Source organism: Pseudomonas sp. GW822-FHT04H02 (assembly GCF_058800645.1).
Window position 1 is genome coordinate 520,347 of sequence record NZ_JBXAMM010000003.1, and the last position, 15,499, is coordinate 535,845.

Below are 15,499 nucleotides of genomic sequence, written 5' to 3' on the forward strand. Positions count from 1 at the left end.
ATTCGCTTACAGCAAGGAGGGGTTGTGTTTCTTGCACGCGCAAGAAAAAGCCCCGGACTGAGCGGGGCTTTAGGGGGGCTATTGAGTTACAAAGCGCGAATGGCTTTCATCGTTTTTATATCGTCCTCGGACGCTCCCTCACGGCGCTGTTGCGCCTCCCATTCGGCTTCTGACTGAACTTCAGAGTCAGCGGAGGAAGCTGACGTATTTTCGATCTGAGTTGAGCATGCGGCGCTGTCCTTCTCCCAGTTTGTCCGAGAGCGATCCAGTTCGCCTTGAGACAGCTTGCCGGTGTAGCAGCCACCGTTGATAAACAGAACATCACTGAGCATTTGTCGACAACCGGGATAGGCAGAAGCAGCCAACGCCTTTTGAGCGTGAAGCTGCTTGTTTGCAGAGCGCATAACCTCCGCCAGGACGGAGGTATCACGGGTCATACAGGCATCACGATTTTTTACCCAAAGCTCTTGGGCCAGAGCTTGGTTCGATTTGGCAAGGCTCAAATCGTCCTTGAGAGCAATGTTAGGTTCCTGTGCCGAGCAGACCGTCGACACGTACAACGCCGAAACCACTAACACCCCTCTCAAACCCATCATTAATGGACCGTCCCGTCTTCAAAGCCAAATAGGTCAGGCTCGTTGCGACGATGCAAGGCCCGTTGGCGCGCGATGATCTCATATATCGTTTGCGACGCAAGTTTGTACCTGCGAACCAAGGTTGATATCGGGGCGTTGTGGTCACGCCACGCCCGAAAGATTGCCGCGTCTCGCATCGCCTTCTTTAACGCATCCCCCCTGGGTAGGTAAATCACCGATCCGCCCATGGTGTCACAGATGGCAAACACTACTGATCTTGCGATCTCTGGCACCACCTCCGGGGTGCTGTGGAGCTTGCTATTCAATTCTGCCTCGGCAATCTCGACCATTTCCTTAAGCGTCCCCTCCCACCGAGTGATAACGGCCGGGTCTTCCATATGAGCCAGGACTTTATTCGGGTCTAGCCTGTCGCTGTCATCGGGAAACAATTGTTCATTGCTCACTGAGTCGGCCTCCCGTTTCGTTGCGCATCGTAGGTCAAGGCCGAAACCAGGCTGCCCAACTGTTTTGCGTTCAGCCACTCGACCCGCTCAACCTTGAACATGCGTAATGCCATGCCATCCGCATACTCCCAAGGGCGGCCAGCCTCGGCCATAAACGCCTCAATTTTTCCAACGAGTTTCTGGCGGTCGGGGGCAACGTTCGGAGCAGCACGCCCATTGCTTTTGGGCTTGGGTTGCCAACCGAGCCGTTCAAACTCGGCCAGCACAGCGCCTATTTGACGCGGAGTGAGGTCTTTCGCAGAGGTGACATTCGCAACACGTTTGAGTAAGGCCCGATAAGTTTCGTCGTCTAGCCCTTGGTCCTTCTTGGCTATGTGGATCTTAGATAGCTGTAAATTACGTCGATTCATTTTCTCCTTTCTCCTTTACTTCCTCGGCAGCTCATCAGTATCCGAACGCCACACCGGATAGACCGCCCCAGTTGCCCGGGGCGGTTTCGCTCAATGGATAGTTGGGTTGAATATCATCTTCTCGCGCATTGCTTGGCAGACCTCACATGTACAACCGCCCATGTGACGGGCTGCACCTTCAAGCGGGATGCGGGCGATAAGCCGGGCGTTCTGAACCAGGACATTGGCAACCTGTCCAGCCTTGCTGCTGTTGAGCTGGTTCTGGTTGTCTACGGAGATGGAAACGCCATCGGCGCCGTCTTCTACTGTGATTTGAAACTTGGCCATTTGAACTGTTCTCGCTATTGGTCTGTATTGGTTGGCTTTTTCTGGAGCAATCGAGCTGTTCAATGCATCGTCGGCGGCACTGCGTCCGAAACAAAAATGCTCGCGATATCCAGGGGGATAGGCGCGTACTGGTCGGAATCGCCAATGCGCTCATAGACCCGGATATAGCTCTTTGAACCAACCACCTGGACAGCTTCACCAATAGCTTGCATCGCCCGTTGCCATCGTTCGTCCTTGATCTCAAGACGGCGCAGGCCCAACACGCGGCCAGTGCTGATTTCACCGGCTTTGTCTGTCCGAAACGCCTCATTAACCAGGACGCGCACCTCACTTCGGGCGTCCTGCGTCCACTCAGCGGCACATTCATCGATAAGAACCCGGGCTGCTTGAAGGCGCTCATCGAACTTGATTGAGTCCGCTACAGCATGGATTACCTTGTAACGGCCATCGAACGTCAGTAAAGAGACATTCCCTTTCTTCCCTCCAATACTGGCCTTGTATTGTTCGGCCGACATTTCGATAAATGCCTTGATATCGCCAAATGCCTGCCCCTTGAAAAGAGCCAGCGCCTTGGACAGTTCGCGAGCCTTGCCGACAAGATCAGTGACCAGTTCGTCACGTGCCAAGTCGATTGGCTTGATCAAGTCCACCGGGACCAAATGCCCTTTGGCGTCCTGGCGAAATCCTTCCGGAATATTCATATTTTCTGATGCTCCATATTCGTCTTGAGTTTGGTGTTGCCGTGCTTCAGGCCGTCTAAGATTTCGCCAATTCGGCGGCGACCATTCGCTCGTTGTTGATCTGTAAGGGCTGGTTTAGGCAAAGTTTGCTGCCCCTGCCGGACCGGTAGTTCTCGTATAAGGCTCGCTGGTGCGGGCCATCGCTCGCAGTTTGCGAACAGCGTTTCAAATGCAGACTTAACTCGACCGCTGTCCTGTTCTTCGTTCCAGCGCTGAGCCTTTTTCAGAGCTACCAACCAGATATCAAGAGTTAGGGTGATGGCGTCGGCTGCCGGGGCGCCATCCAGACGCAAAGCAACTAGCCCCATTAGTCCGGCAATCACCTCACGCTCAAGCCAGTCATCCGCCATTCAACCGCCCCTGTAATGCGGCCAATGCCGCCGTTGTCTGACTAGGCCGAGCGGAAGGCATTTGCCTCGCTGGCAAAGACTCCGGCAGAGCAGTAACCGCAGTTGTTTCTCCTTGCCACTGAGTCATGACCTGATAAAGCCAGCCATGCCCCTTCAGTGGAGTCATCAGCCGTCCAGCATCGCGAGCGGCCACGGCTTGCTCTATCGCCCAAACCCAGCAAGCCGGGGGCGCATTGAATACGGTTCCATTGCGTTCAATGCGCTGTGCTTGCAGGTCCGGCAGCAACTCATTCAGAAGTTTCCCCACTCGATCCATCGTCAGTTCGCGGGTTTCAGGCCTGAACAACCCGATATAACGAACCAGAGTATTCCCGAGCTGGCCGGACAACTTAAAAGCGACACCTAAAGCGTCTCTGGCACCATCATGTGCAATCAGCGCATCGAGGCTTAAAGTAGTTCCACAGTTTGGGCAGCGAGTCCGCATCAGTGAACCTCCTGCTTAACAGCCGCCTTTTCAAACTCGGCCGCTTTGATTTGGGCGAACTTATAAGTTTCGGAAAAGCCCACGCACTTTCCCTCCGCATAGATCCGGATCAGACTACGACCGGCTATGTAGAACTGGACGCGAGCAACGGGAACTTGAGCAATCTCAGTGGACTGTTGCATTTCCGGCACCTGCACATGACGGGTTATAGGGGCAGTGCTGACATGCTCGCCAGTGCTGCATAGCTTGTGGGTTATGAGTTGGGGCCACCTTTTCGCGGTAGCTTTGGCATTGCTCAATTGTCACTGTCTCACTGAATGCAACACATTCAATGCGCCCAAGCGAATCAAGAACACGGCGCTCAACACCCGCTGTGCTTTTGCTCCTGTACTTGTTAACCAGGATCAAACTTACAGCGGTACGACTCAGGCCAATTCGCCGGGCCGCCCGAGTGCGATTACTAACTGCCACTTCTGCTGCAAGCAATTTAATGAACAGCGGCGGCTCACTGCCCCATGCAGAAATATCGATCTGCTTCATTCTGCAAGCTCCAACAAAGCACGTTGAAGCAAGCTAGGAGTCGGAGCTTTATCGCCAGTATCAACAAACTCCGAAACCAGCTGACGCAGACGAAGATTCTCCTGCTCCATATCATTGCTAGGTTCAGAAGCAGTCGACACGCTTCCTGTAGTTTCTTTGGCGTATACCAGCGCTTCGGTGTTCGAATCGAATACCTTAATAGACTCCAACCGTTGAATAACGGGGTGTTTCGGCCCTGTATTCATTCCTGGTACAAATTCAAATGTTTGTTCGCGCTTGGATTCTTTGCTACTTGCGACCAGATAACCTGCTTTCACCAGTAGGACGAAATAGTTAAGGGCGTATGCCTGAGTAACGCGCACCCCGTTAACACTCGCCATCTGTGCAGCATCAGCAGCAGTCATTTTTTTCATGATGCGCATTGCACGCCAAAGGTTTTCCAAGCCAAGGCCGTGAGTGGAGCGCTGCCCATTGGACCGCAGTCGCGGATAGTCGGCCCCCTCGTCACGTACCAATCGCCAACGATGGTCCTTTGCGTCGCCACTTTCGTCGAAAACTTCGACAAGCCGAGCATTCCGCATAGCCAAAACGTAAGCCTTTACTTGAGCTATGGGTTGCCCTGACGCCGAAGCAATCATGCGCAAGGAGAAACCGGCCTTATTCGCTCTGACAGCCTCCCACATATGCTGCTTAGCAACTTTGCCGCCGGAGACGCTGAGTTGAGTGGTCTTAGTCATTAGCTAACCCTCCGAGACGGAGCGTCACCGTTGAACCATCCACGCTTTCCCCAGGCCTGAAGGTCAACCCGATCCAGCATCATGGCCGATGCTTCAGATTGGACTTTGTAAAGGTTCACCGCCGCCCGACGCAGACAACCCCGGGTCGCTTGATTCAGGTCTATCAACAGATCATCTGCGAAGACAAGTTGAGGGTAAGTCGACTTTGCCAATGCCTTGAGGTCATCGAGCGTTGCGGCCTGAGCCGGAACCCATTCAAGAACCCTGTTATGCAAGCGCTCTAGTTTCGCGAGCGATGCAGGCACCCGTTCCTCACCGATCAAAACAATCGTGCCTTGGCTGGCGTTGTAAATGTCGGTTAACGCATTTGCCACGGCCTTATCCAGCAGGTACTGCACATCATCGACAATCAGAGGCCGCATCGAGGCAGAGAGTTGAACGGCGATCTGATCAACCATTTCCGACATGGTTTTAGCTGGAAAAATGGACATTTCCCGAAGAATTGCCAACAGGAATGCCTTCTTGCTCCAAGCGTCCCGGCACTCGACGTAATAAGCCCGATGCAAATTAGCCGAGTAAGCAGCCGCAACACTCTTACCAAACCCGCTTGGTCCATACATCGCTACAAGGCCCGGTAGTCCCACTGGGCGCGCCTGGGCTCGCTTAATTGCCCCCGCTAGTAAGCCCACATTTGTTAATGGAACGATTTTGGTTACACTCATTGTGTTTTATCTCCTTAAAGACGAGCTTGCCGGCTCGTTTACTGCTGAAAGCGTGGGAGTCACCCCACGTGTTGAAACACTTCTTTAATCGCTGAGAAGTCCGGATGGTTGGGATATGCCTTCCACCACTTGGCTTCCTCAGCGGTTAATTCCTTCCCTGACCTCAATTGCTCATCGAGCTTGACCCAGAGCCTGTAACGCGCCACGTCATCCCCTGGCACATTGAATTGCGGCCTCTGCGCGTCTAGCGCCTGTGCATATTCCTGAGCTTCGATAAGCTGTTCACTGGTGAGCGTTGCCGAGGGTCTAGTCGTTGGGGCTATCATTTCGACCCGGTGCCCTGTCAGCGTCTCCAGCTTGTCCATGCCCCGCTTGAGCTGGCCCTGTTGGCGTTTTTCACGGCTACGCTCCAAAAGGCTCATCGGCATATAGTCCGAGGCGTTTCCATCCAGCAGCGCTTCACCGATAAGCTCGCCCTCTAACGCATATGCCCAAACGCGCCCAGCATCTCTAACGTCATAGGCAAGCCGTATTTCTTGCCCATGCAAGGACCGCAAATCGTTGAGGAAATACGTCTGGTTCATCCATTGGATTTCTCCTCGATGCGTCTTGCGTATGACCTGAGGACGCATCAGCGACTCGATCAACTCAGGAGGGGCCACAACCGGCTCCCAGCCTTGTTCTATTGCGGCTTGCCATGCCTCGTCGGGGCTTGGGTGGCGTAAAGCTCCTGTAAGCGGATCTCTAAACTTTTCCAGTCCCCTATGAGGGGTTTTGTTGTAGGTGGATATTTCATCCTCAACCCCGGCCATGAATTCGCCGAAAGTCGGTAGATAGCGGGTCGCTCCTACTTCTTTAAGTTGCTTGCGACTGATCCGGTGGACCTTGCTTCCCACGTGCTTATCCATGTCAGCACCGATGTAACTAGTCAGCTTCTTAGCCGCTCGCACCCAGATAGTCTGATGCCCGCGCTCGGAGACCCCTCGGGCCTGACTGTTGTAGGGGATTGAGTGCTGCATCGTGCCGCCGAGGCGATCTACTACCTCGCGCACCATGTCGTTATCGAAGCCCGAGCCGTTATCGACGTAGAAGATGCCAAACATGCATTTCCGGACCGCATCCCGCAGGGCATCAAGCACACCTATTGCCGACTCAGCTTCCCCAACAGATATGCCGACCACTCTCCGGGTGGCCACATCCATAACGGTGGTGATTTCAGGCCGGTAGGGTTTGCCCGTAATCGGGTTAATGACCTCTGCGTCAAACTTGTGTCCGTCCGCCGTGTACACGTCACCTGGAAACATGTTCTTGGTGGTTCTTCGGCGGAATGGCTGCAACGACTTCAGTTCTTGAGGACTCATGCGTCCAGCCTGTAACGCCTCAGGAGAAAGCTTTTTCAGGAACCGCTGGACAGCATGAATGCTGGGCAACGTGCCTTCGTACTTCCTGGAGAACTCGGCATAGCTCGCGGCAACACTTGGTTTAGTTGGTCGCTGATAGCACCGCAAAAAATCCTTGGCCCAGTCCGGAACAGTCAGGTTCGGACGCTGGCGCAGTGGCGCCAATCCGACTTCGCCACCTGTTCTGTATGCGGCAAGCCAACGTTTCAGGCTCCGCTCAGACAGTGCACGACTTCCGGACTTTTTGTTGTTCGCCAGCTCAAGCCGCTCCATGAGATAGGGGCTCAAGTCGTTGCTGTGGGCTTGCTTGACCAGAACCTCAATAGCTCGATTCTGCGAAACGACGGAACTCATTCGCTCAATCTCCCGAATGAAGCACAACCGAGCCGCCATTACGGACCTCTGCACATCCGTCAGGCGCGCAGCACCTTTGCTAACTTCAGGAGCTGCTTCCACGGCAATTGCTTCATTGGTCGGCGCTGTAGTCACAGGCACGGCCTCCGCAATGGACTGAGCCATTAGTGCCGCTTGGGTTTCTGCTGGAAGGCAAGTAAAGGGGTACTCAATAGCTTTGCTTCCACTGCGTTTCCGGCACTCCCAATCAAGCCGCAAAGCGACCTTTCGAACGCCCGGCACAGAGCCTGGAAGCCCCGGCAGCCCTGCCAGTTCCTGGGATGAATACCAATCACGCATCGGACTCGTCTCGCTGGGTTTTACTGTGACCATCCGGACGTTTTTCGGTATGCTTCGGGTGCGCCGAATTAGATTCAGCACGGTTCGGACGCTGGCGAAGTGGAGAGCCGTCTACATTCCAACGCTCAGGCCACAGCTGCACAGGCTGAAGCCCTAGGGCTTGAGCAATTGCTCTCTCTACCCTCGGGTAGGGTCTTTGCTTGGCATTGCGGATTGCGCGCTCGTTGAGTTCATGCTTTCTCGCAAGATCGGCAAAGTTGGTGCCGCGAACGCGGAGCTGAAACTTGATCCACTCCCAGCGCCTTTCTAAATCGAGCGGTATGTCGAAGGTTTCCATTTAATAACCATCATCTCGGGTGGTTTTTTTTGGCTTTCTAACGGCCGGTTTAGGACAATATATCCCGTATACGGGACTTGGTAAACCGAATTCGGGAGTTTTCATTCTCGTTTTTGGGTTTCACACTTGTCGAAATGGGAAAATCCTAGTGAATTCAGTGACTTACACGGAAAAGAAACATCCTCCGCAGGGCGAAAATGCGGTTTCTTTTCCGAATTCGGGAATAGAAACTCGAATAGCGACAGTCGCTGGCCTTTTCGAATCCCGAAAACAGGCTGCCGAAGCCGCAAAAGTGGCTCTGTCGTCTCTTCAGAGATGGATTGCAGGGGAAGGGATGCCAGCGTTTAACTCGTTGGCGTTGCTGGCTTCTGCTGTAGGGGTGTCTCTTGACTGGATAGCCTCGGGCCGGGGCGAGATGTACCCCGCAGAAGGCGCACCAGCTCAAGCAGTCGACGAAAGCATTTATGCCTATGTGCCTTTGTACGATGCCCGCATCAGCCAAGGGCATGGCGCGTGGAGCGATGGAGCGCGCATCCTGACGATGCTGGCGTTTACTAAGTACAGCCTTACGAAAAAGGGCCTAGTGGCCTCACAGCTTGCCGCTGTGCGTGTGGACGGAGACTCCAACGAGCCCGCTCTAAAGGATGGGGATACGGTTATGGTCGACCTTTCCCGGAACGTGATCCAAGGGGAGGCGTTCTACGTAATCCGACTGGATGACCTGCTGTACGCCAAGAGATTGCAGCGCCAGCTAGATGGCGGCGTGCTTGTGATCAGTGCCAACACGGCCTATCAGACTATAAGCGTCCCAGCAGATCGACTGGAGCGCCTACAAGTTGTCGGCCGGGTGGTCTGGTCTGGTGGCTGGATGATTTGACCCCAAGTGCCAAAAAGCCCGCTAAACGCGGGCTTTTTTGTCTCTGTGAATTTTTTTTGGCTTCGCGCCTCTTTTGGCACTGGTTTTGTCACTTTCTATCGCTCAACCCCTTATGTTTCCAGGGTCGCCCGCTTTCTTCCCTCTACTTCCCGCCAGTTTCCTTTAGTGCCATATCTCTCACCCCCTCACAAAGCCCTGGGCTCAAGCGATATCGCGCAACTCGCGGCGCAGGATCTTGCCCACCGGGGTCATCGGCAAAGAGTCACGCAGCACAATGTGCTTGGGCACCTTGTAGCCGGTGAAATTCTCTTTGCAGTAGGCCTTGAGCTCTTCAAGGCTGACCCCCGCCTCACGCGGCACCACAAACAGCTTCACCGCCTCGCCGGAACGCTCGTCCGGTATGCCGATGACTGCACAGTTGGCGACTTTCGGGTGAGCCATGACCACATCCTCGATCTCGTTCGGGTACACGTTGAAACCCGAGACGATGATCATGTCCTTCTTGCGATCGACGATGCGCACGAAACCGTCCGGATCGATCACCGCGATATCACCGGACTTGAACCAGCCCTCGGCATCCAGCACTTCGGCGGTGGCCTCGGGTTTGTTCCAGTAGCCCTTCATGATCTGCGGGCCCTTGATGCACAGCTCGCCCCGCTCGCCCAGCGGCAGCTCGACGCCCTGGTCATCGATGATCTTCAAGGTGGTGCCCGGTACCGGCAGGCCAACGGTGCCCAGCCGCGAACGCTCGCCATAGGGGTTGGTACAGGCCACCGGCGAGGTTTCGGTCAGCCCGTAGCCTTCGGTGATCCGGCAGCCGGTCAGCTTCTGCCAGCGCTCGGCGGTAGCCTTGACCAGGGCCGTGCCGCCAGAGTTGGTGAGCTTCAGATTGGAAAAATCCAGGTTCTTGAAATCCGGGTGATCCATCAGTGCCACAAACAGCGTGTTGAGCCCCAGTAGCGCAGAAAAACGCCACTTCTTCAGCTCCTTGATGAAGCCGCCGATGTCCCGCGGGTTGGTGATCAGCACGTTGTGGTTGCCGGTCACCATCATGCACATGCAGTTCGCGGTGAAGGCATAGATGTGGTACAGCGGCAGCGGCGCGATCATCACCTCCTGGCCTTCGCGCCACTGGGTGTGGCCGTCGGGCCCATGCTGGCCGAGGCAGGCCCGCGCCTGCTGCATGTTGGCCACCAGGTTGCCGTGGGTCAGCATCGCGCCCTTGGCCAGGCCGGTGGTGCCCCCGGTGTACTGCAGCACCGCAACATCGTCGTGGCCCACCTGCAGTGGCTTGATGCTCTGGCCACGCCCCAGGCGCAGGGCACTCTTGAAGGAAATGGCCTGGGGCAGGTGGTAGGCCGGCACCATCTTCTTGACCTTGTCCACCACGGTATTGATCAGCCAGCCCTTGGCGCTGGGCATCATGTCGCCCATCCGGGCCTCGATCAGGAACTGGATATCGGTATCCCCCAGCACTTCCTGGACCTTCTGGCCGAAGATGTTCAGGTAGACCAGGGCCCGGGCCCCGCAATCCTTGAACTGGTGGCGCATCTCCCGCGCGGTGTACAGCGGGTTGGTATTGACCACCACCAGCCCTGCGCGCAAGGCTCCGAATACCGCGATCGGGTACTGCAAAACGTTGGGCATCTGCACCGCAATACGGTCTCCCGGAACCAGATCGGTATGGCTTTGCAGATAACCGGCGAAGGCCGCGCTGTAGCGTTCCAGCTCGGCGTAGGTGAGGGTCACGCCCATGTTGCTGAAGGCCGGGCGATCAGCGAATTTCTTGCAGGAACGCTCAAACACCTCGATCACCGACTTGAAGGCCCCCAGGTCGATCTCGTTGGGGACGCCAGCGGGGCGCTTATCATTCCAGAAATCAGGTTGCATTATTCTTGTCCTCTCTTGTACCTGAGCTGTCCGGGCCGCCACTGCAACGCTCTCAGGGGCGGGGCTCCTCGGACGTTAGCAGCTATGGCGATTCAGGCAAATATGCGCAAGTGTGTCATTAATTTTGTGAATCTTGCTTCCAACGGGCGCGCGAATCAGACGCCCAGGCACCGATGCGCTATAAAGTGCAGCGTCTTCGAGCAAAGGAATCGCCATGACCCATGACACGTTCTGGTTGACCACGAGCGACCACCACCGCCTCTTCGTCAACCAGTGGCTGCCCGAACCGCCACTCAAGGCGGTGGTCCTGCTGTCCCACGGCATGGCCGAGCACAGCGGGCGCTATGCGCGCCTGGCCCAGGCCTTGTGCGCCGAAGGCTATGCCGTCTACGCCCCCGACCAGCGTGGCCACGGCAAGACGGCGGAACAGGGGGTGCTGGGCCACTACGCAGACCAGAACGGCTGGAGCAAGGTGGTCGGCGACCTGGCCAGCCTCAACCAGCACATCGGCCAGCAGCACCCCGGCACGCCCATCGTCCTGCTGGGCCACAGCATGGGCAGCTACATCGCCCAGGCCTATCTGCAACATCACAGCGCCAGCCTGCACGGGGCGATTCTCAGCGGCTCGAATTTCCAGCCGGTGGCGCTGTACCGCGCCGCCAGCCTGATCGCCCGCATCGAACGCTGGCGCCAGGGCGGCCAGGGGCGCAGCGCACTGATCGAATGGCTGTCCTTCGGTTCGTTCAATAAGGCGTTCAAACCCAATCGCACCGCCTTCGACTGGCTCAGCCGCGACCCGGCGGAAGTCGACAAGTACGTGGCCGATCCATTGTGCGGCTTTCGTTGCACCAACCAGTTGTGGATCGATCTGCTGGGCGGGCTGCAGCAAATCAGCAAGATTGCCAACCTCAAGCAGATCGATCCGGGCCTGCCGCTGCTGGTAATGGGGGGTGAATGTGATCCGGTGAGCGCTGGCAAGCGTCTCAAGGATCTGGCCAACGCGTTGCGCGAGGCCGGCAGCCAGTGCCTGCAACTCAATATCTACCCCCAGGCACGTCATGAGCTGTTCAACGAAAGCAACCGTGACCAAGTGACCCACGACGTGCTGGCCTGGCTCGACCAGGCCCTGCAGCACCGCCGGCCACCACGGTCGGAATAGCCAGTGCGCAGCCAGTGCGCTTATTTATCTGTCAGAGGATTTCAGCAACATGACCCAGGTAACCAACACGCCTTACGAAGCCCTGGAAGTCGGCCAGACCGCCCAGTACAGCAAGACCGTCGAGGAGCGTGACATCCAGCTGTTCGCCGCCATGTCCGGCGACCACAACCCGGTGCACCTGGACCCCGAGTTCGCCGCCGCCACCACGTTCAAGGAGCGCATCGCCCACGGCATGTTCAGCGGCGCGCTGATCAGTGCCGCCGTGGCCTGCGAGCTGCCTGGCCCGGGCACCATCTACATCGGCCAGCAGATGACCTTCCAGAAGTCGGTGAAGATTGGCGACACCCTGACCGTGCGCCTGGAGATCCTCGAAAAACTGCCCAAGTTCCGCGTGCGCATCGCCACTCGCGTATTCAACCAGCACGATGAACTGGTTGTGGACGGCGAAGCCGAAATCGCCGCTCCGCGCAGAAAACAGACCGTGACCCTGACCACCCTGCCAGCCATCACCATCGGCTGAGTCTCGCTCCCCAGGAGCCGGCTTGCCGGCGAAGGCTATGCCAGCGCTTTCGCCGGCAAGCCGGCTCCTACTGTTTGCCGCCCTCCTCCACCTGCACACTGGCTGTCATGCCGGCGCTCAGGTTGATGCCTTCGGGCACCTTGTCGAGCTTGATCCGCACCGGAATCCGTTGGGCCAGGCGTACCCAGTTGAAGGTCGGCTCCACTTCCGCCAGCAGTTGCCCGTCAGGCGTGGCATTACGGTCGGTGATCCCCCGGCTGATGCTTTCCACATGGCCTTGCAGGGCATCACCGGCGCTCATCAGCCAGACCTTCACCGGGTCGCCGACCTGGATCCGCGGCAGCTTGGTTTCCTCGAAATAGGCCTGGACATAGAAGGTCGAGTCATCGATCAGCGCCATCACCGGCTGCCCGGCATTGACGTAGTTGCCCTCGGCCAGGCGCAAGTTGGTGATATGCCCGTCACGGGGCGCATGCACCTGGCTACGGGCCAGGTTCAATTCGGCGACCTTGGCCTCGGCCTGGGCCTGGCGCAGCTCGCCACGGGCGATGCCGGCGTTGATCTGGGCGTTCTCGCGCAGCTCGGCGCTGATGGCCTGGGGGCCAAGAGCAGCGCGGCGGCTGGCTTCATGTTCGCGCAGGCTCAACTGCTGCTGGCGGGTCTGCACCACCGCCTGGGCTTTTTCCAGGGCGGCCTCGAAACGGTCGCGGTCGATACTCAGCAACAGCTCGCCGGCCTTGACTGGCTGGTTGTCCGCCACCTTGAGCTCGCGCACCCAGCCGGACACATCCGGGGCGACTATCACCACGTCGGCGCGGATCCGCGCATCGCGGGTCCAGGGCGTAAGCATGTAGTACTGCCACAGGTGATAACCGGCAAAGATCGCCACCGCCACCAGGCAGAGGGTAAACACGACACGTACGGGTGTACGCATGATCAACTCCTTATAAGGGCCCCAGGACCAGCGTAATGACCGTCAAGACACAGACGTACAGGGCACAATCGAACAGTGCTTCGTGCCAGATCCAGCGGCCCAGCCCGGTTACCCGCACCAGCATCCGCAGGGCACCGGTCAGCACCAGCGCCAGCACCACATAAATCAGGAACGGGCTGAGCAGCACCCCGCCCAGCGACCACTCACGCAGCCCCATGACTTTCCTCCTGCTGCCGGCACCAACTGCGCCAGCTGCTTTGCAATTGCACGACGGCGCCCTGCGCCAGTTTCAACGCATCACTGGGCGGCTGCTGCCCCAGCGCCTCCAGCAGGGCCACGCTGGGCTGCTCCAGGGCATCCTGACGACTGCCCGCCGGGCCTTGTTCCAGAGTGCGCTGCAGGTGCTCGAAATAAGCTCGCTGCGCGGCGCCGACCGGTACCTGGGCCACCGCCAGGCTAAGGCGCAGGTGCATCAGTTCGTCGCCGATATCCAGGCCCAGCAGGCCATCGTCCCAGCGGCTGCGGGCCGGCTCCGGCAGTTCCGGATAATGCCGCGCCAGTTGCAACAGGCGGTCGGCCATGCGCCCGCCAAACCAGCTTTCCGCACCCCGCAGGTTGCGCCGGGTCAGGCGCACCAGGTCGTGCAGGGTCGCAGCCAGCAGGCGCCGGCCGTGCCACGCCGGGTTGCGCAGGATCAGCAGATGGAAGGCCAGCACCGCAGCGCCCACCCCCAGCACCATGGCCTGGGCGTTATTGAAGAAACTGGCAACATCGAAACTCATGCGGTTCATCGGCGAGATCAGCACGATGAAGTGCAGGCAGAACGAAGTGGCCGTGGCGCCGATCTGCGGCTTGGCCATGCCCAGGGCGCCGAAGAACAGCGGCACGCCCATGGCCATCGCCAGCATCGGGAAACCGCTCCACTGGGGCAGCAGGATCTGCCCCACCACGAAGGCTGCCGGAACCGCCAGAAAGATCCCGCGCATGAAGCTCATGCCGATCTGCGCCCCGTTCTCGCGGCTGGCGAACAGGCTGCAGACCACACAGGTCAGCAGCATCGCCCCGGAGGCCGCGGGCCAGGCGGTGGCCAGCCAGAAGCTGGCCACCGTCAGAAAAGCCAGGGCGCTGCGGGCGCCGAATACCAGGGCCAGCGACAAGTCGCGGTGAGGTGTCAGCGTCGCCGGCTGCACCATTGCCCCGCGCCCCTCCTGCACCGCTGAAAGGGCCTGGGTGGCAGCCAGGGCGGTGTCCAGCAACAAGCTGAAACGCGCCAGGCAGTAACTCTGCGCCGGGCTGATCGCCCCATCGCGGGAGGCCTCCAGCACCCGTGGCGACAAGGCTTGCAGGCTGGCCCCATCAGCGCTGTCCAGGGCCGCCAGGACCTGATCCATCCACGGCTGCAACCGCGCGGCTTCGACGCTATCCAACTGCTTCCACTGGCGCCGCACCGAACGGGAGATGCGCAGCAGCATCAACAGTTTCTGGCTCAGGCCACCGATCGCCCGGGCCCGCTGGCGGCCCAGCGGGCCTTCGAACCAGGCATGTTCGCGCTGGGCATCGACGGCGACGATGCGCCCGAGGATCTCCAGCAGGCCCTTGCGGGCCTGGGCATCCCCGGCCAGGGTCGCACGGGCCGCCTGCATCCCGCTGTGCCAGGCGCTGCGGGCCTGATCGGCCAACTGTCGCTCGACGCGCAGCGGCCAGAGCAGCGCGCTGCTGGCGGTGGCGCAGATGATGCCCAGGGAAATCTCCGTACAGCGGGCCACCGCCTGGTCGAAGATCCCCAGGGGATGGCTGATGGCCGGCAAGGCAATGATGGCCACGGTGTAGCCGGCCAGCACGAAGGAGTAGGACCAGGCACTGCGCAACAGGGTCGAACTGGCCGTGCACAACCCCAGCCACAGCGCCAGGGCCAGGAGGAACAGCCAGGGGGTCTGGGCGAACAGCCCCATGAACAGCACCGACATAAGGGTCCCCACCAGGGTCCCCAACAGCCGCGCCAGACCTTTTTGCAGGACCATGCCGGACAGCGGCTGAGCCACGATGAATGCGGTCATCAGGGCCCAGGCCGGTTGCTCCAGCCCCCAGCGCAATGCCAGCCACAGCGCTACCCCACCACCGAGCAGGGTCTTGATCGCGAACTGCAATGCAGGAAGGTTGGGAGCAAGCAGGGCTTGCAGGGTAATGGGCACGGCTGGCAACTCTTGGCAGGACAAACACAACGATAGTCGCGATAGGCATCAGCGAAGCTGGGCTAATTATTAGCTAGCTAACTAAATACCGTCCAGCATTAAATTACCGGCATAAAAAAACGCCAGACTGGCTGGCGTTTTTGACAGG

At 58.4% G+C, this 15,499-nt stretch carries 20 protein-coding genes and 1 other RNA gene; 3 read left to right on the forward strand and 18 right to left on the reverse strand.

Annotated elements, in window-relative coordinates; translation table 11 throughout:
• Positions 1–86: 86 nt before the first annotated feature.
• The 14 genes from AC1RMG_RS14760 to AC1RMG_RS14825 form a co-directional block, all read right to left on the reverse strand.
• Entirely contained in the window at positions 87–596 is a 510-nt protein-coding gene (locus tag AC1RMG_RS14760) for a hypothetical protein (protein WP_493169518.1), read from the reverse strand.
• Positions 596–1,039, reverse strand: coding sequence for a Mor transcription activator family protein (locus tag AC1RMG_RS14765; RefSeq protein WP_072450773.1), 444 nt, complete (start codon positions 1,037–1,039; stop codon positions 596–598). Before AC1RMG_RS14765 ends, AC1RMG_RS14760 begins: the two co-directional genes overlap by 1 nt.
• Positions 1,036–1,449: a gp16 family protein gene (locus AC1RMG_RS14770; protein ID WP_493169520.1), complete on the reverse strand. Its 414-nt coding sequence runs from the start codon at positions 1,447–1,449 to the stop codon at positions 1,036–1,038. Before AC1RMG_RS14770 ends, AC1RMG_RS14765 begins: the two co-directional genes overlap by 4 nt.
• A gap of 21 nt (positions 1,450–1,470) precedes the next feature.
• An RNA gene (locus AC1RMG_RS14775) (hammerhead ribozyme type II) lies at positions 1,471–1,541 on the reverse strand.
• On the reverse strand, positions 1,540–1,776 hold the full coding sequence (locus AC1RMG_RS14780; RefSeq protein ID WP_072450775.1) for a hypothetical protein: 237 nt from the start codon (positions 1,774–1,776) through the stop codon (positions 1,540–1,542). Before AC1RMG_RS14780 ends, AC1RMG_RS14775 begins: the two co-directional genes overlap by 2 nt.
• Before the next feature lie 59 nt (positions 1,777–1,835).
• A complete protein-coding gene (locus AC1RMG_RS14785; RefSeq protein ID WP_072450776.1) occupies positions 1,836–2,477 on the reverse strand; it encodes a DUF3164 family protein in 642 nt (213 codons plus the stop codon).
• Positions 2,474–2,866: a hypothetical protein gene (locus tag AC1RMG_RS14790; protein WP_072450777.1), complete on the reverse strand. Its 393-nt coding sequence runs from the start codon at positions 2,864–2,866 to the stop codon at positions 2,474–2,476. The genes AC1RMG_RS14785 and AC1RMG_RS14790 overlap by 4 nt, the downstream gene beginning before the upstream one ends.
• Positions 2,856–3,350: an HI_1489 N-terminal domain-containing protein gene (locus AC1RMG_RS14795; protein ID WP_493169523.1), complete on the reverse strand. Its 495-nt coding sequence runs from the start codon at positions 3,348–3,350 to the stop codon at positions 2,856–2,858. The genes AC1RMG_RS14790 and AC1RMG_RS14795 overlap by 11 nt, the downstream gene beginning before the upstream one ends.
• Positions 3,350–3,532, reverse strand: a complete 183-nt coding sequence (locus AC1RMG_RS14800) for a hypothetical protein (RefSeq protein WP_493169525.1) — start codon at positions 3,530–3,532, stop codon at positions 3,350–3,352. Before AC1RMG_RS14800 ends, AC1RMG_RS14795 begins: the two co-directional genes overlap by 1 nt.
• A complete protein-coding gene (locus AC1RMG_RS14805; protein WP_072450780.1) occupies positions 3,516–3,890 on the reverse strand; it encodes a hypothetical protein in 375 nt (124 codons plus the stop codon). Before AC1RMG_RS14805 ends, AC1RMG_RS14800 begins: the two co-directional genes overlap by 17 nt.
• Positions 3,887–4,627, reverse strand: coding sequence for a hypothetical protein (locus AC1RMG_RS14810; RefSeq protein WP_493169527.1), 741 nt, complete (start codon positions 4,625–4,627; stop codon positions 3,887–3,889). The genes AC1RMG_RS14805 and AC1RMG_RS14810 overlap by 4 nt, the downstream gene beginning before the upstream one ends.
• Positions 4,627–5,349: an AAA family ATPase gene (locus tag AC1RMG_RS14815; RefSeq protein ID WP_493169529.1), complete on the reverse strand. Its 723-nt coding sequence runs from the start codon at positions 5,347–5,349 to the stop codon at positions 4,627–4,629. The genes AC1RMG_RS14810 and AC1RMG_RS14815 overlap by 1 nt, the downstream gene beginning before the upstream one ends.
• A 59-nt stretch (positions 5,350–5,408) precedes the next feature.
• Complete coding sequence (locus AC1RMG_RS14820) at positions 5,409–7,475, reverse strand: DNA-binding protein (protein ID WP_493169530.1); 2,067 nt, start codon at positions 7,473–7,475, stop codon at positions 5,409–5,411.
• Entirely contained in the window at positions 7,435–7,779 is a 345-nt protein-coding gene (locus AC1RMG_RS14825) for a helix-turn-helix domain-containing protein (protein WP_493169532.1), read from the reverse strand. The genes AC1RMG_RS14820 and AC1RMG_RS14825 overlap by 41 nt, the downstream gene beginning before the upstream one ends.
• 148 nt (positions 7,780–7,927) lie before the next feature.
• Here AC1RMG_RS14825 and AC1RMG_RS14830 point away from each other — a divergent pair, with 148 nt between their 5' ends.
• Positions 7,928–8,656 (forward strand): LexA family transcriptional regulator, encoded by a 729-nt coding sequence (locus AC1RMG_RS14830; RefSeq protein ID WP_493169534.1) that lies wholly within the window; start codon positions 7,928–7,930, stop codon positions 8,654–8,656.
• Positions 8,657–8,857: 201 nt separating this feature from the next.
• Here AC1RMG_RS14830 and fadD2 read toward each other — a convergent pair whose 3' ends face one another.
• Positions 8,858–10,546 (reverse strand): long-chain-fatty-acid--CoA ligase FadD2, encoded by a 1,689-nt coding sequence (gene fadD2 / locus AC1RMG_RS14835; protein WP_011062853.1) that lies wholly within the window; start codon positions 10,544–10,546, stop codon positions 8,858–8,860.
• 214 nt (positions 10,547–10,760) lie between these two features.
• Between fadD2 and AC1RMG_RS14840 the strand changes: the two genes are divergently transcribed.
• The gene (locus AC1RMG_RS14840; RefSeq protein WP_053153403.1) at positions 10,761–11,705 is read left to right on the forward strand and encodes an alpha/beta hydrolase; all 945 of its coding nucleotides are present in this window, start codon (positions 10,761–10,763) and stop codon (positions 11,703–11,705) included.
• Positions 11,706–11,754: 49 nt separating this feature from the next.
• Positions 11,755–12,225, forward strand: coding sequence for a MaoC family dehydratase (locus AC1RMG_RS14845; protein ID WP_015636732.1), 471 nt, complete (start codon positions 11,755–11,757; stop codon positions 12,223–12,225).
• A 67-nt stretch (positions 12,226–12,292) separates the two neighbouring features.
• Here the strand turns inward: AC1RMG_RS14845 and AC1RMG_RS14850 are convergent, their stop codons facing one another.
• Genes AC1RMG_RS14850 through AC1RMG_RS14860 form a run of 3 tightly spaced genes read right to left on the reverse strand, consistent with a single transcriptional unit; the run spans position 12,293 to position 15,351 of the window.
• Positions 12,293–13,159, reverse strand: coding sequence for an efflux RND transporter periplasmic adaptor subunit (locus AC1RMG_RS14850; RefSeq protein ID WP_011062856.1), 867 nt, complete (start codon positions 13,157–13,159; stop codon positions 12,293–12,295).
• Between the two features lie 10 nt (positions 13,160–13,169).
• Positions 13,170–13,376 (reverse strand): DUF1656 domain-containing protein, encoded by a 207-nt coding sequence (locus AC1RMG_RS14855; RefSeq protein WP_011062857.1) that lies wholly within the window; start codon positions 13,374–13,376, stop codon positions 13,170–13,172.
• Entirely contained in the window at positions 13,363–15,351 is a 1,989-nt protein-coding gene (locus AC1RMG_RS14860; protein ID WP_072442714.1) for an FUSC family protein, read from the reverse strand. The genes AC1RMG_RS14855 and AC1RMG_RS14860 overlap by 14 nt, the downstream gene beginning before the upstream one ends.
• Positions 15,352–15,499 lie beyond the last annotated feature (148 nt).